Origin of the sequence: Streptomyces sp. NPDC005898 (assembly GCF_040629635.1) — a bacterium.
GTDB lineage: Bacteria > Actinomycetota > Actinomycetes > Streptomycetales > Streptomycetaceae > Streptomyces.
The window spans coordinates 277,739-292,475 of the sequence record NZ_JBEXWC010000001.1 but is presented as its reverse complement, the minus strand read 5'-3'; the positions used below and the strand labels follow the sequence as shown (position 1 = coordinate 292,475).

10 protein-coding genes are annotated in these 14,737 nt (G+C 71.9%); 2 read left to right on the top strand and 8 right to left on the bottom strand.

Annotated elements, in window-relative coordinates:
* Nucleotides 1–67: 67 nt before the first annotated feature.
* The gene (locus ABZ385_RS01060) at nt 68–982 is read right to left on the bottom strand and encodes an antibiotic ABC transporter ATP-binding protein (protein ID WP_358908960.1); all 915 of its coding nucleotides are present in this window, start codon (nt 980–982) and stop codon (nt 68–70) included.
* Between the two features lie 129 nt (nt 983–1,111).
* On the opposite strand from ABZ385_RS01060, the gene ABZ385_RS01055 reads away from it, so the two are divergent.
* Nucleotides 1,112–1,969: an NAD(P)-dependent oxidoreductase gene (locus ABZ385_RS01055; RefSeq protein WP_358577573.1), complete on the top strand. Its 858-nt coding sequence runs from the start codon at nt 1,112–1,114 to the stop codon at nt 1,967–1,969.
* Between the two features lie 25 nt (nt 1,970–1,994).
* Here ABZ385_RS01055 and ABZ385_RS01050 read toward each other — a convergent pair whose 3' ends face one another.
* Nucleotides 1,995–2,825 carry an NAD(P)-dependent oxidoreductase gene (locus ABZ385_RS01050; RefSeq protein WP_358908958.1) on the bottom strand — a complete coding sequence of 277 codons (831 nt, stop codon included), beginning with the start codon at nt 2,823–2,825 and terminating at the stop codon, nt 1,995–1,997.
* Between the two features lie 200 nt (nt 2,826–3,025).
* On the opposite strand from ABZ385_RS01050, the gene ABZ385_RS01045 reads away from it, so the two are divergent.
* Complete coding sequence (locus ABZ385_RS01045) at nt 3,026–7,210, top strand: caspase family protein (RefSeq protein ID WP_358577577.1); 4,185 nt, start codon at nt 3,026–3,028, stop codon at nt 7,208–7,210.
* Here the strand turns inward: ABZ385_RS01045 and ABZ385_RS01040 are convergent.
* The 6 genes from ABZ385_RS01040 to ABZ385_RS01015 all read right to left on the bottom strand — a co-directional run bounded on the left by ABZ385_RS01040 (nt 7,153) and on the right by ABZ385_RS01015 (nt 14,672).
* Nucleotides 7,153–8,661 carry a trehalose-6-phosphate synthase gene (locus ABZ385_RS01040; RefSeq protein ID WP_358908956.1) on the bottom strand — a complete coding sequence of 503 codons (1,509 nt, stop codon included), beginning with the start codon at nt 8,659–8,661 and terminating at the stop codon, nt 7,153–7,155. The two genes, ABZ385_RS01045 and ABZ385_RS01040, sit on opposite strands and share 58 nt — an antisense overlap.
* Nucleotides 8,658–9,275 (bottom strand): SIS domain-containing protein, encoded by a 618-nt coding sequence (locus tag ABZ385_RS01035; RefSeq protein ID WP_358577581.1) that lies wholly within the window; start codon nt 9,273–9,275, stop codon nt 8,658–8,660. Before ABZ385_RS01035 ends, ABZ385_RS01040 begins: the two co-directional genes overlap by 4 nt.
* 224 nt (nt 9,276–9,499) lie before the next feature.
* Entirely contained in the window at nt 9,500–10,591 is a 1,092-nt protein-coding gene (locus ABZ385_RS01030; protein ID WP_358908954.1) for a glucokinase, read from the bottom strand.
* Nucleotides 10,592–10,938: 347 nt separating this feature from the next.
* Nucleotides 10,939–12,309 carry a hypothetical protein gene (locus ABZ385_RS01025; protein ID WP_358908952.1) on the bottom strand — a complete coding sequence of 457 codons (1,371 nt, stop codon included), beginning with the start codon at nt 12,307–12,309 and terminating at the stop codon, nt 10,939–10,941.
* The gene (locus tag ABZ385_RS01020) at nt 12,309–13,553 is read right to left on the bottom strand and encodes an ATP-grasp domain-containing protein (RefSeq protein ID WP_358908951.1); all 1,245 of its coding nucleotides are present in this window, start codon (nt 13,551–13,553) and stop codon (nt 12,309–12,311) included. The genes ABZ385_RS01025 and ABZ385_RS01020 overlap by 1 nt, the downstream gene beginning before the upstream one ends.
* Nucleotides 13,554–13,571: 18 nt before the next feature.
* A complete protein-coding gene (locus tag ABZ385_RS01015) occupies nt 13,572–14,672 on the bottom strand; it encodes a DUF1152 domain-containing protein (protein WP_358908949.1) in 1,101 nt (366 codons plus the stop codon).
* Between the last annotated feature and the right edge of the window lie 65 nt (nt 14,673–14,737).

Sequence of the window (14,737 nt, the reverse complement as noted above, 5' to 3'; positions counted from 1 at the left end):
CACCCTCTGTCGCGGACCACTTCCTGACGCCGACTACTTCCTGATGCGGGCCGCGCTCTGGACCGCGTCAGGAAGTGGTTTCGGTGAGTGCTCCCGCGATGGCCCTGCCCGTGGTGGAGGCCGTGAGGTAGCGGCTCACGGAGTGCATCTCGACGCCGTTGTGGACCTCGTGGTCCTGGACCTGCGTGCCGAAGCGGGGGGCGAGTTGCTTGACGAGGGCGACGATGTCGCCCTCGTCGGCGATGTTCGTCCAGCGTTCGATTCCGGGGGGCCAGACGCCTGTGCCGTGGTGAGGAGCCGGCGACAGGCGGTCGAAGATCAGGCCGCGCAGTCCGAGCGGCGAGCCGAGGGTGATCAGCGTGGAGATCCGCCACTCGGGGTGCGCCTTCCGCAACGCCTCGTCGCACAACAGCTCGTACGCCGCCACGCTGCCCAGCGAGTGCGCCACCAGCACCCGGGTGTCCGCCGTGATGGCGCGGGCCACCGCCGCCCGCACCCGCTCCCGCAGCTCGGGCTCGTCGAAGTACCGGCGGACCTGCTTCAGCCCGAAGATGAGCAGCGGTTCCGCGACCCGCGCGAAGTAGGGCGCGTGCGTCAGCGCGTCGAGGGCGCGGCGTACCAGCGGGCGCGTGAGGGGGCGGGTCGCCGCGTATCCGACCACGCCGCGGGACTTCTCGTCCGGGCCCCGCACCTGCGGGTACGCCCGCGCCGCCGCCAGCCACCACTCCAGGAGCAGCTCCGCCTCGTAGTCGCCCTCCACGTCCGTCTCGTCGTACGCCGGAATCGCCGTCGCCCGGGTCCCGGGCCGGACGAAAGCGTCGCCGTAGAAGGCGCATTCGATGTCGTGGTCGTCGAGCGCCGGTCCGGCCGGGCCGAGAGCCGCCGTCACGCCGTCGCGCAGGGCGGGCGCGACCGCGGCGTGGAGCGTTCGGGGGCCCTTGAACTGCTGGGCGATCCCGTGTACCACCACGATCCGCGCCATGGGACCTCCTCGGACGGGCACCGGAGCGGCCACCTTCCGGGGTGGTCGGCACAACGACTATAGTCCCCCCGCCACTCGCACAGCCGGGGTGGCGGTACGTCAGATGCCGGTGCTGACAAGGGAGTTGCCATGCGAGTCGCGGTGACCGGGGGACTGGGCCGGATCGGGCGGGCCGTGGGGGCGGAGCTGGCCGCGCACGGACATGAAACCGTCCCGGTCGACGTCGCGCCGATGCGGGCGCAGGAGCCCGGCTACCGGCGTGCGGATCTGCGCGAGCTCTGGCAGGCCGTCGACGCCCTGGACGGCGTGGACGCGGTGGTCCACCTCGCCGCCACGGGCGTGCCCGACTCGCACACCCTGCACTCCGACCTGGCCGAGGGGGCGACCTTCACGGCGAACACGACCTCCACGTACAACGTGTTCCAGGCGGCAGCGGTGCACGGCGTCAAGCGCGTGGTGTGGGCCTCCAGCGAGACCGTGCTCGGGCCGCCCTTCCGGATCGGCGGCCCCGTCCACCTGCCCCTGGACGAGGACCACCCCGTCCGCCCGGAGACCAGCTACGCCCTGTCGAAGGCGACCGGTGAGGGCCTCGCGCACCACTTCGCCCACTGCCATGCGATGACCCTGGTGGCACTCCGCTTCTCGGTCGTCATGGACCGGACGGACTACGCGGCACTGCCCGAGTACTGGGCCCGGCCCGAGCGCGGCCGGTGGAACCTGTGGAGCTACGTGGACCTCGACGACGTCGCGATGAGCTGCCGGCTCGCGCTGACGGCGGATGTCGAGGGCGCGACGGCCCTGATGATCGCGGCTCCCGACACTCTGTCGGACCGGCCCACCGCCGAGCTGCTCGAAACTCTCGGCGAGGGGGCCAAGCTCACCACCAGGCCGTTGGGGGCCTTCGAGTCGCTGCAGTGTTCCGCGAAAGCACGTGAGCTGCTCGGCCGGCGTCCCGCTCGCTCCTGGCGGGACGCGTACGCCGGTTGAGTCCGGGCCGCGCACCCCTTCCCGCTCAGTCCGGATTGGCGCCGCTCTCCGTCCCGGAAGGGGTACGGCCGTGAGGCAGATCGGTGAAGAGCTCCTTGAAGGCCGGCGAGAGCCGCATGAAGTCGTAGGCGGGCTCGAAGCCCAGCAGTTCGCGGGTCGCGGTGATGTCCAGGCGCTTGAACCAGTTGTCGCTGACCGCGTGGAAGATTCCGAAGCGAATTCCCTCGACCCGGATGGCGCGTTCCAGGAGAGAGTGGAGATCCTGGTCCGCGACAAACGTTCCGATCATCCATTCGGAATCCGCGGCCCGCGCGGCCTCGGGATTCTGGAAGGCGCCGATCCGTACCGCCACGACCGTCATTCCGTGGCGCTCCGCCATATAGCGTCCCAATGCCTCGCCGAAGCATTTGGAGACCCCGTACAGATTCCCCGGGTTCACCGGCGCGTCCGGCGCGACCTGGCGGCCGGGCGCGTAACCGGAGACGGCGTGCACCGAGGAGGCGAAGACGACCCTCGGGCAACCAGCCGCCTTGCTGGCCGTGAACAGGTGGTACGTGCCCACGATGTTCGCGGTGAGGAGGCTGTCCCACTCGGCTGCGGTATTGGAATCCGCCGCGAGATGCAGTACGCAGTCGGCGCCCCGGCACAGTTCGGTGAGGCGGGGGAGGTCCGCGAGGTCGCAATGGGCCGTACGCCCGTACGCGGCGAGTCCCGAGAGGTCGGTCCCGGGCCGGTCCAGCAGGAGCAGTTCGAACCGATCGGCGGCGAATTCCGCGAATCCGCTGCCGATACGCCCGGCCGCCCCCGTGACGACCACCTTGAGGCGGCCCTCGGTGAACGGCAAAGGTGTCTTCATCGCAACCGCGTCGCCCATCCACGCCCCACTCGTCAGTGCCGACTCCGGGCCCCAGTCTCTTCCCGTAGGCGGTGAAATGCTATCGATTCACCTGCATGGGGCGTATCGTACGACCGGAGACAAGGTTCCGAGGGGGCGGAAGCGGTCGAATGATCTCGAACGAGCCAATGGGAGCCGACTGCGGGAATCCCCGCCGATTCGTGATCGCTGCCGGGACCGGCACTTATGCGGCCCAGGGGATCGAAGACCTGCCGGGGGTCGACGGTGACGTGGAACTCGTCGCGAGTCTGTTCGCCTCCTTCGGCTACGAGCGGGTGCTCCGGGACCGCAGCCGGAATCCGACCGCCAAGGAACTGGTGTCCGGCCTGGAGGACTGGCTGGGCTCGGCGGACCGCCGGCCGGACGACATCATCGTGCTCTACTACGCCGGTCACGGCGTGCGCGCCGGCGGCGGACGCCACTACCTGCTCTGCTCGGACAGCGTCGAGAACCGCCTGGTGTCCACCGCCGTCAGAACGGACGACCTGGCCCTGCTGTTCGCCGACGACGTGGTCCGGGCTCGCGTGCTCATCGTCCTCGACACGTGCTACGCCGGGGCGGGAACGACCGACATCGCCATGGTGGCCAACCAGTTGGCGGCCCGGCGCACGACGGAAGCGGGCAACCTGTGGCTGCTGGCCGGCGCCCGCGCCCGGGACGAGGCCGACGAAGGCGTCCTGACCGGGGCGCTGGCCCGCACACTGGCCGAGCCGAGGGCAGGCGCCCACCAGCAGTACATCGACCTGTCGGAGATCACCGAGCGGATCAACGACCACTTCCGCGAACACCACCCGTACCAGCACGCGAGCTGCACCTCCGTGGACACGGCCGGGGTGCCGCCGTTCTTCCCCAACCGCAACTTCGTACCCGGCCTCTTCGGCCAGGAGTTGGACGTCGAGACGCTCACCAGGATGCGGCGCGAGCGCTCCACCCACTTCGACCTCCGCGCCCGCGGCGTGGAGTACGTCGGCGAGGTGGGCTCGTACTTCACCGGCCGCGTCGCCGCCCTCACCGCGCTGGCCCGCTGGCTGTCCCGCCCTTCCCACGACCGCCGCGCGCGCATCGTCACCGGCGGACCGGGCTCGGGCAAGTCCGCCCTGCTCGGGCGGCTCCTGCACCTCTCGGACAAGTCGGCGCCCGACGCGCGGACGCCCCCCGGGACCGTTCCGCCGACCGGGTGCGTCACCACCCACCTCCACCTGCGCCGCCGCACCCTCGACGACGTGGTGGCCGAACTGGGCCGGGCCGCGGGCTGCGTGGCCGCCACCCCGGACGACCTGCTCGGCTTCCTGCTGGAGCGGTCCGCGCAGTTCACGGTGCTCCTCGACGCCTTGGACGAGGCGGGCACCGTGGGGGACCAGGCCGAGGCGACCCTGATCGCGCGGGCCCTGCTGCGGCCGATGTCCACCATGGCGCAGGTCCGGCTCATCGTCGGCACCCGGCGCGGCCCGATCGAGGCCCTGGGGACCGCCGTCGAGATCATCGACCTGGACCAGCCGGCGTACACGGGCATCGAGGACGTGGCCGACTACGTGACGGCCCTGCTGCGGGCCGAGGACGACCCCGACAGTCCCTCCCCCTACCGGGACGACACCGCCCTGGCCGCCGCGGTGGCGGGCGGCGTCGCGGCCCGGGCCGGGCAGTCCTTCCTCGTCGCCAACATGACGGCGCGCGCGTTGATCAACCGTCAGGTACAGGTCGACACCGCCGAGGCCGACTGGCACCGCCGACTCCCCAACGAGGTGAAGGACGTCTTCGCCGCCTACCTCTCCCGCTTCGGCGCCAACGAGTGGCGGGTGCGGCGGCTGCTCACCCCGCTCGCCTACGCCGAAGGACAGGGCCTGCCCTGGGACAACCTGTGGGCGCCGCTCGCCTCGGTGCTGGCCGGCGTGCGCTGCTCCGACGAGGACATCAACTGGCTCCTGGGACATGCCGGCGCCTACATCGTCGAGGTGCGCGTGGGCGATCGATCGGTGTTCCGGCTGTACCACGAGACACTCGCGGAGTTCCTGCGGGACTCCCGCCGCGACACCGAGGCCCACCGCCGGATCACCACGACCCTGCTCGACCAGGTGCCCGAGTCGGGCGCGCGCCGCGCCTGGACCAACGCCCACCCCTACATCCGCAGCCATGTCGCCAGCCACGCGGCGATCGCCGGCACCCTGGACGAGCTGCTGGGCGACCCGGAGTTCCTGGTGCACGCCGATCCGGTGACGCTGGCACCGGCGCTGCGCCGGGTCGGCACCGAGCAGGCGCGCACGGTGCGCTCGGTCTACCGTGCCTCGCTCAGGCTGCACCGCCAGTGCGACCCCCTGACCCGCCGGCAGATCCTCGCCTTCGACGCCGCGAGCCACCAGGCCCGGGAACTGGCGGCGCAGCTGAGCGCGAGCCTGCCCTGGCAGGTCCGGTGGGCCACCGGTTCCCAGGTCAATCCGGCGCTGCAGATGTCCTTCGGCGACCACTCCCACGGCGTCAAGAGCGCAGACTGCTTCGAACTCGACGGCCGGCCCCATGTCGTCACGGCCGGCACGGACGGCCTGCTGCGGCTGTGGAACCTGAGCAACGGCAACCTCCACGGCATGCTGCGCGGCCACATGGCGGAGGTGAACTGCGTGACCCACCTGCGGTTCGAGGACGAACCGCTCGGGATCAGCGCCAGCAGCGACGGCACGGTCCGGGTGTGGAACCTGCGGAGCGAGAGCGCCCGCACGCTGCTGAGCGGACACGTGGGCCGGGTGGGTGTCGTGACGGGCATCGTCGTCGGTGGCGGCCTGACGCTGGTGAGCGGCGGCGACGACCGCACCATCCGCCTCTGGGACCTCGCGAGCGGGCGGGAGCAGCAGCTCCTGGTCGGCCACACGGGGGCCGTGCGGGCTCTCGCCTGCGCGGAGATCGACGGCAGGCCGAGGGTCGCCAGCGGCGGCAGCGACGGCAGCGTACGGCTGTGGGACGTGCCCGGGACCGAGGACCTGGAGTCCGGCCGCGCGGCGCGCCGCCAGGTGGGGCGGGTGGAACTGAAGGGGCACTCCGGTGAGGTGAACACCGTGGCGTTCGCGGAGCTGGACGGGGTGCCCGTGCTGATCAGCGGCGGCGACGACCGCACCGTACGCGTGTGGGACGTGCGGAGCCTGGAGCAGAAGTGCTTGTTCTCCGGGGACATGGGCTGGGTCAGAGCGGTGGCGTGCATGACGCTCGACGGGCGGAGCGTGGTGGTGTGCGGCACGGACAGCGGCCACGCCCACATCTGGGACCTGCGCCGGGAGGTGGAGCTGAGCGTGCTGATCGGGCACACCCACTGGGTGCGGGCCGTGGCGGGTGTGGAGGTCGAGGGGCGCACCGCGGTGGTCACCGGTGCCAGCGACGGCACCATCTGCGTCTGGGACCCCCGGGTGGAGACCCAGGCCGATGTGGTGGGGCACGCGGGCGGGGTCAACGCGGTCGGCACCGTGACCGCGGACGGTCACGTCCTCGCCGTCAGCGGTGGCGACGACCGGACCGTGCGCACCTGGGACATCGAGTCCGGCCGCCGACGCGCGGTCATCGAGGGGCACACCGGGTTCGTCCGGGCGGTGGCCTGCGTCCGGCTCGACGACTCACCCGTGATCGTCAGCGGGGCCAGCGACGGGACCGTCAGGGTGTGGGACCTGACGAGCCGGCGACAGCGCGCGGTGCTGACCGGGCACACCGACTGGGTCAGCTCCGTGGCCTGCACGCAGATCAGGGGCAAGCCCGTGGCGGTCAGCGCCAGCGACGACTGCACGCTGCGGGTCTGGGACCTGCGCACCCTTGCCGAACGGGACATCCTGACCGGCCACACCGGCGGGATCAACACGGTGGCGTGCACGTCCTTGGACGGCCGGCCGGTCGCGTTGACCGGGTCGTTCGACGGATCGATCCGGCTGTGGGACCTGGAGACAGGCCGGGCCTCCGCTGTTTTCACCGGTCACACGGGCTGGGTGCGGGCCCTGGACTGCGGCACGCTGGACGGGCGCCCGGTCGTGGTCAGCGTCGACGACGACGGCGGGGTGTTCGTGTGGGACCTGAAGGGCCGCAAGCGGCCGGTGCGCCTCAGCGACGCGGGGGCCGGGACCAACGCCATCGCCTGTATGCGGCTGCGGAACCGGACGGTCGTGGTGACGGTCGGGGACGACCGCGTCGTACGGTTCTGGGATCTGCACACCCGTCAGCGCCAGGAGGGCTTCGTGCTGACCGCGCCGGGCTGGTCCCTGGCGGCGGCACCCGACAACCGGCTGGTCATCGGGACGGGCCGGGAGGTCTGCGTCTTCGACTACCGCGGCGACGGCACGCCTGCCGGAGGTGTGGCCGTCACCCGCTCCAGCTCCTGAACCTGCCGCGCGAGCCAGTGGACCGGATCACCGCCGGTCACCGCGTCCCGCAACCCCGCGGCGCGTCGGCGGCGCTCGTCGGGCGACAGGGCGAGGGCGTCCCGCAGCGCCCTCGCGGTCGCGTCGATGTCGCGCGGATCCTCCAGGAGCAGGGCGTGCCTCCCCAGCAGATCGCTGCTACCCGCCGAGCGGGACAGGACCAGCGCCCCGTGCCGCGTGTTCAGCTGGGGGCCCTCCTGCGAGACGAGGTTCATGCCGTCGCGTACGGGGTTGACCAGCAGCACGTCGTACGACGTGAGTGCCGCGAGGCACCGGGCCAGGTCATGGCCGACATGGACGTCGAGGCAGCCGGGGAACCGGTGGTTCAGGCGCTCGACCAGGTGGCGGACCCGGTCGGCGTGGACGCGGTACTCGGGGATGCGTTCCCTGGACGGGGTCAGACAGCACGTCATGACGACCCGGCCCCGGAGCGCGGGCGTGTGTTCCAGGAGGTCCTGGAACGCCTCCAGTCCGCGCAGGACGTTCTTGGCGGGGTCGATGCGGTCAACTTTGACGATGCGTCGGATGGCGGGGTCCTGCGCCAACTCGCTCTGCCAGGAGGCGACCTGTGCGCTCCGCGCGTTCGCCGCGAGGAGCGCCGAGTCGGCGGGCACGGGGTAGCAGCCGACCGTGCTGGTGCGGGCCGGGGCCGCGACCTCGCCGTCCCGTGTCGGACGGGGGCCGGTCACCACGCCGACGGTGTCCGGCGCCGTGCCGCCGCGCTGTACGCGCCGACCCCAGGCCTCGCAGCAGGCAAGGAAGTTGGCGGCCCAGCGCGGTGACTGGAAGCCGAGCAGGTCGGCGGCGAGCATGCCGTCCAGGACCGCCCCGGCGACGGAGTCCGGCAACCGGGCGAGTTCGTCCGGAGTGCAGAACGGCGTGTGGAGGAAGAGTCCGACGGGCTGCCGGGGCCGCAGGGCGCGGATGAATCCCGGGGTCGTGGCCAGCTGGTAGTCCTGGACGAGCACGGGGGTGTCGGGCCGCGTGTCCCGCACGATCTGCTCCGCGACGCCTCGGTTCACCTGCTGGTAGGAGCGGGTGAAGGCCTGGGTCTGCGGTGGCCGGGCGGCCGTGCCGGCGACGTCCGGCCACAGCCCGTGCAGAGCCAGCCAGAGCATGCGTACACCCACGTCGTCGTAGTACTCGCGGTACCGGCGCTCGTCGACGGGGTGAGGGGTGTACATATAGCCCAGGCGGCGGGCCAGCTGCGCGTGTTCGGCGGAACCGAGGGCGCGCCGGTCGCCTTCCGCGTCCGAAGGGGCGACCCACAGGGTGGACCGGGGGAGCCCTCGGGCGGCGGCGTCGAGGATGGCGGTGACGCTCCCGATCCGGCGTTCCGCCCGCAGTCGTGGCCCTGCGCCGGAGTAGGCGACCGGCCCGCGATCGGAGGCGATCGCGAGCGCACGCGTCACTGGGAACGTCCGACGGCGAGATCGACCGCCTCCGTGGCGAGGGGCCGCTGGGCGGTCAGCGGGTGCCCGCGCAAGGCGTTGGCCAGGGCGTGCAGCAGTCCGATGTGGACGGTCTCCACCACGCCGTAGTCCCAACTCGGCACGTGCAGCGCCACGTCCACCTGGCGCAGGGCGCGACCGCCGTCGGCGCCGAGCAGCCCGATGGTGGCGGCGCCGAGTTCGCGTGCCGTGTCCAGGCCCGCCAGTACGTTCTCCGAGTTGCCGCTGACGCTGACGGCGATCACGACGTCCTGCGGGTCGAGCAGGGTGTCGAGCTGGCCGGAGAACCCCAGGGTGCTGCCGCTGTCGTTGACCCAGGCGGTCAGCAGCGCGGAACTGTCGGAGAGGGCGACGGCGCGCAACCGCTCATGTCTGGTGCGGCCGATTCCCTTGGCCAGGTCACAGGCCATGTGGCTGGCGGTCGAGGCGCTTCCGCCGTTGCCCATGATGTAGACCCGGGCGCGGCGGCGCCGTGCCGTTTTGAGGAGGGTCACGGCCTGGTGGAGCGCGCCCGGGTCGATCGCGCCGAAGCCGCCGGCGGTGTCCCGCATGAACAGTTCGTAGACCTGCGCCACCGATTGCGTCTGCGGGGTCGACCGAGGTGGGTTGTTTCGAGGTCGGCTGCTTCCGAGAACTGTCGGGTCATCCGACACGTTCGCCGGACCCTGTTCGGAAACGGCGGCCATGGGGTGCGCTCTGGTGTCGGAGGACCCAGGACATAGGCAGTGAGCTCCTAGCACGCGACGACATTGACGTGCGAACTTGCCTTGCGTGCTAAGGATGGTAGCTCAGAGGCCCCTTATCCGCAGGCGTGTTCGCGCCTCACGTGGGCCGGAACGGGTGCCTGCGCGGCGGACTGGCGCGTGAGCACGAAGGCGCCCCTGACCGCCACTTGACGGTCCGTCACGGCGTAGAGGGGGATCTCCTGCATGAGTTCCGCGTGCTCCGCGCCCGTCGCGACGAAGCGCTCCAGGAAGGCCGTGTCCGAGACGAGGAGGTCGCAGATCCCGGGCGCCTGCAGCACTCCGCTCGTCAGCCACACCGAGCCGCCCTCGCTCATGCAGGTCAGAACGGTGCTGCGCAGGAACTGGCCCAGGATGGCGCCGAACAGCCGCATGATCTCGCGGCAGCAGGCGTCACCGCCCACGGCGGCCGCGGTGATGACCGGTCCGATGCCGCGGTGCTCCCGCCGGAAGCGGTCGACGTGTTCCTGGATGTAGGGGCCCGGCTTCTTGCGCGTGGTCATGAAGTCGTACATGTGGTCGATGCCGCGCAGTCCGCCGATGGACAGCTCCACCGAGATGGGGATGCCCGGCCGAAGCCGCTGCAGGGAGCGGAGGTAGTCCTCCTCCAGGACGGTCACCGGCTGCCAGGCCACATGGCCGGACTCCGCCGGGTGGGCGCGCCCCGTGCGGTCCACGGAGGCGCTGCCGACGCCGGTGCCGACCGACACCGCCAGCAGGGCGGGCCCGGGGTGGGGCGTGACCTCCGGGGTCAGCGGGACCCAGTCGGACTCGTCGAGGTCCGCCACCCCGGCCGTCGTGGCGACCATGTCGTTGATGGTGACGAGCGACATCTCCAGGTCCGTGGCGAAGGCCCGGCGCCGGAAGGTCGGCCACTGGGGGTGGTTCGTGATCCTGACGTCACCGTCGCGCCCGGGCCGGCCGGCGACACCGGCGACCAGGGACCGCGGCAGACAGCCGGCCATGTCGAAGCAGCCGTAGAAGAGGTGCTCCAGCGAGTCGTAGTCGGCGGAGCGGGCCTGGACGTGCTTGACCTCGCCGGTGGCCGGATCGAGAAAACGCATGTGCGTCTTGGTGCCGCCGGCGTCGATCCCGGCGATGTCGGTGCGGGGAAGGCTGATGATCCGTTCTCGGGGAATGTGCGGCATGACGGCCCTCATCTGTCAGTAGCCGGAAGTGTCCGGTGATATGGGTGAGGCGGGTGCCGGAAAACTATCCCGACGCGGTGGCCGCCCGGTGCGGAACCGCCGTCGGTCGCGGCGACGCTCCCGCCCGCACAGAAGAACGCCGGTCACCGGCAGGTGCCCACACCAGGGACGCAGTTGAGGACCGCGGCCGCGGGTGCCTTCTCTCCCTCAATGGTAGGGGCCGGGTGTCTCCCGCAGAATCACTCATAAAGGCGAATTTCCTTACGCACGCCGGATTTACGTAACCTTGTTTCCGGTCTTCGTCCAGGCCGAGCGCCACTACGGAGTTCATTTCCCCGAGGACCGAGTCAGTCGTCGCAGAGGAACACCGTGCCCAGGCGGCCGCCCCTTCCGGAGCTGATGACGCCGCTGTCGATCTCGGGTGTGCCTCGCAGGTACGCCCCGCCGTAGCCGTGGCCGGCCAGGAAGACGCCCCAGGTGAGTACCGTCGGTTCGGTGGTGCCGGTGGCGCCCGGGGTGGGGAAGTCCTCCGGCACGGGGCGGACACGGCGTTGGAGGATGTACGGGCCGTCCACCGCGGCGCGGACGGCGTCGGCCCACTCCTCGGCGGACGTCTCCCAGCCCGCGCGCACGTCCAGGCCGCTGTGCGAACTGCTCGCCTTGAGCACCAGGTCCTCCCGGTGCGCCTGCGCGTAGGGGAGGAGGCGCACGGGCTCCCCGGCGACCTCCACCTTCTCGTCGCGGACCGCGCGGGTCCACGGGAGCAGGGCGTCGATCACCTCCAGTTCCGCGCGGTCGAAGAGGGGGCGGTTGCGCTCGTCGCTGAGGAGGGCCAGCGCGGCCTTGCTGCCGTACACCTCGTTCTCCAGCGGCGTGAAGAGGTGGACCAGCCCCCGATCGGCGGCCCGGGTGAGCGGAGCGAGCAGGGCCACGTCCTCGGCGGTGCTCACTTCGTTGATGACGAACCAGCGGTGCACGAGGTCGATCCGGCGCCCGGCGACACGGATCCCGTCCGCGCGGTAGTCCACCTGCCCCAGATGGCAGGGCACGGCGTCGATGCCGTGGGCGGCGAGCAGCGAGGCCATCCGGCGCAGGTGCGGTTCGAGTGCGGCGTAGGCGTCGGGCCACTCCATCAGGGCGACGACGGGGGCGGCCTCGCCGAGGCCGGGAAAGGACTCCCGCCACAGGTCCACGAGGACCTCGATCCCGTCGGTGAAGTCCAGGCGGTGCTCGTCCGCGAAGGACGCGATGTACGGCTCTTCGAGCAGGGCCCGATTGAGCACCCCTATGTCCCAACCGCCCAGCGGACTACCGCCGTTGAGTTCGAGCAGCCGGAAGCCCTCCTCCTCGCGGTACAGGTCGGCGCGAGCGCTCCGGGGAAGTCCGCGGGCCCTGCCGTCGGCTCTGAGGGCGGCGGCGAGCTGTTCCGGCGCCCAGCCGAGGGCGGCGGTGAAGGCGCGCAGATCACCGTCGTACAGCCGGTCGGGCAGCGACAGGAGGAGGTCGTACAGTCCGCTGAGCCGCGCTCCCAGCTGCCGGCTCTCGGCGCGGCCGAAGAAGACCGGGCGCGACAGGAAGGCGCTCCCGTAGATGTCCCCGGAGAGGGCGCAGGCCGCCCCCGCGCGTTCCGGCGCGCACTCGCCGGGCACCCCCGCCAGGTACGCGCGCGTCAGCCGGGCCGGGCCCCGCCGGCTCGGGAGCAGGCCCGCACCCGGCATCAGACGACCTCGATGCTGACGTTCGCCAGCACCTGTGCGGCGGCCGCGTTGACCTCGGCGGCGGTGTCGGCGTGCAGGATCACGTAGCCCACCCGTGAGTCGTTGTCGCCGGGAGCGCGTACCCGGCCGCCCGGCGGGACCGTCATCTTGCTCAGCGCCACCGCGTCGCAGTCGCCCAGGCCCGTGACCGAGCGCAGGGTGCCCCCGCGGGGCGGGGTCAGGAAGCGGATGCCCGCGGCGGTGTCGGCGGTGGGTGTCAGCACGGGTTCCTGGCCGAGCGCGATCTGCACGTAGATCCTGGCCTCGTCGATCCCGCGGGCCTGCCGCATCAGGGCGACCACATGGTCACCGGGCAGGCGGGCGCCGAGTTCGATGATCCGGGTGGTGCCGTCCGGCAGCAGCTTCAGTTCGGTGTGGGCGACGCCGTTGGTGATGCCGACGGCCCGGGCGGCCGCGACGGCCGCCTCTTGCAGGACGGCCACCTGGGCCGCGTCCAGTTCCGCCGGGACGGTGTGCCCGTACTCGGCCCGCTTCGCGCCCCCGGTGGTGAACTTGTCGTAGGGGAACAGCGGTGTCACGGCGCCGCGGACCGCCACCGTCTCGATGCTGAACTCGGTGCCGCCGACGTACTCCTGGATGATCACGTGCGGGTCGAGCGGGATGCCGTGCGGCATCTGGAAGATGTGGGACTGGGCGACCACGAAGGCGTCCGCCAGCTCCTCGTCGTCGCTGACGACCGACACGCCCCAGGAGCCGGACTGCTCGGAGGGCTTCACGACGACGGGGTAGGTCAGCCCCGCCGACCGCACCAGGGTGTACGCCTCGCCGAGGTCGCGCGCGGCGACGGTCCTGGGGGCCGGGATGCCGTGCTCGGTGAAGGCGCGGGCCATGATGCGCTTGTTGCGGCAGCTCAGTGAGCGCGTCGGGTCGTTCCCGGGCAGGCCGAGGTCGGCGGCGAGCCGCGCGACCAGCGGGGTCAGGAACTCCCAGCCGGCGACCACGCCGTCGACGCCCTCGGCCCGGGCCAGCTCCTTGAGCTGCCGCAGTGCGCCCTCACTGTCGGAGAAGTCGGTGAAGACGAGCTTCCCGTACTCCGCGATCTTCGCCTTGAGCGTGGGGGAGTACCAGTCCTCGTGGACGTCCTCGTGGGTGACGACGATGATCTCGGCGTTCAGGTGACGGGCGGCGTCGAGGATGTACTCGCCGGTGTTCCCCATCGCTTCGAGCAGGAGCAGTTTGGGCATGGTGGGGTGGACCCTCCTTCAGGGCGATGTGAGGCAGAACAGGGGCCCGGCACACTGGGCCGGCCGCTGTTCGATGAGGCGGGCGCGCAGGGTCTGCGCCGCGGCGCCCGTGAGGCCGAGTCCTTCGGCCAGGCAGCGGAAGGTGACGTAGCGCGCCCCGGGGTTGCTGGACCGCAGGTGCCGCAGGCGGGCGTCGACGTCGTCCAGGGCCTCGTTCACCGAACGGCTGGACCAGCTCTCGTGCGCCAGGCCCAGCGAACGGTCGCGTTCGCGCTGCAGCTCGGAGAAGCCGCAGACGTCCCGGCTGACCTTCTCCGCGCCGTGGAGGCTGTCGACGGCGCCGGAATACAGCGCGTGGGCCAGCCGGTTGCGGTGCAGGGCCCGGTCGACGGCGATGCGGTGGACGCGGGCACTCGCGTCGGTCAGGAAGACCGGCCTGCCGGTGTCGCGCACCACGCAACCGCCGCGCAGGCCGTGCGCGGCCGCGGCCAGGAGCGCGCTGGCCTCCGAGGGGTGCCAGTCGAAGACGTGCTCGACGCCGCGGGCGTCGGCCCCGGTGAGGGTCAGGTGGTCGCTGCCCATGTCGGGCAGCAGGTCGGCCTCGGGAATCTCGCCGTCCAGGCCCGGGCCCGCGAGACGGAGGACCGCCGGCACGCCCGCGGTGGCGCACGCGGCGATCACCAGCGCGTCCGGCAGCGGGCTGAGCAGGGTCGGCTCGTCGCCGCGGGCGAACACATCCCCTCCGACGTCGACCACCGTGACCTCGTCCACGGCGTACTTCTCCGCCGCCTCGGTGATCTGGCGGGCCAGGAGCGGCACGCCACCGTACGGGCTCAACAGCCCCAGGATGATGGGCAGTTCGGCGGCGAGGCGGGGAAGCGTGGAGCCCGCCGGCGCGATGGCGGACGAGTCGGCGGTGATCTGGGAGAGGTGGGGGGTGAGCGGCCGCAGATGCGCGAAGTCCCGCTCGGCACGCGGGCCGGGGACCGGGTCGACGACCAGCCGCTCCCACGAGTAACTGAGCACCACCGCCGGTTCGTCACCGTGGAGCGCGTGGTGGACCAGGGTCGTGCCGATCACGTCGCCCCCACCGCCGGCGGCGACGAGAAGCCGAGTCATACGCTCTCCTGAGGCAGGGTCCTGCGCGGGTCGAACCGGCCGACGGGAGCATCGGCGGCGGGGTG

What these genes read in the sequence shown, in the direction of transcription:
- ABZ385_RS01060 (WP_358908960.1), bottom strand. Translation starts at nt 982, where the DNA reads ATGGCGCGGATCGTGGTGGTACACGGGATCGCCCAGCAGTTCAAGGGC.
- ABZ385_RS01055 (WP_358577573.1), top strand. Translation starts at nt 1,112, where the DNA reads ATGCGAGTCGCGGTGACCGGGGGACTGGGCCGGATCGGGCGGGCCGTG.
- ABZ385_RS01050 (WP_358908958.1), bottom strand. Translation starts at nt 2,825, where the DNA reads ATGAAGACACCTTTGCCGTTCACCGAGGGCCGCCTCAAGGTGGTCGTC.
- ABZ385_RS01030 (WP_358908954.1), bottom strand. Translation starts at nt 10,591, where the DNA reads ATGCCGCACATTCCCCGAGAACGGATCATCAGCCTTCCCCGCACCGAC.
- ABZ385_RS01025 (WP_358908952.1), bottom strand. Translation starts at nt 12,309, where the DNA reads ATGCCGGGTGCGGGCCTGCTCCCGAGCCGGCGGGGCCCGGCCCGGCTG.
- ABZ385_RS01020 (WP_358908951.1), bottom strand. Translation starts at nt 13,553, where the DNA reads ATGCCCAAACTGCTCCTGCTCGAAGCGATGGGGAACACCGGCGAGTAC.
- ABZ385_RS01015 (WP_358908949.1), bottom strand. Translation starts at nt 14,672, where the DNA reads ATGACTCGGCTTCTCGTCGCCGCCGGCGGTGGGGGCGACGTGATCGGC.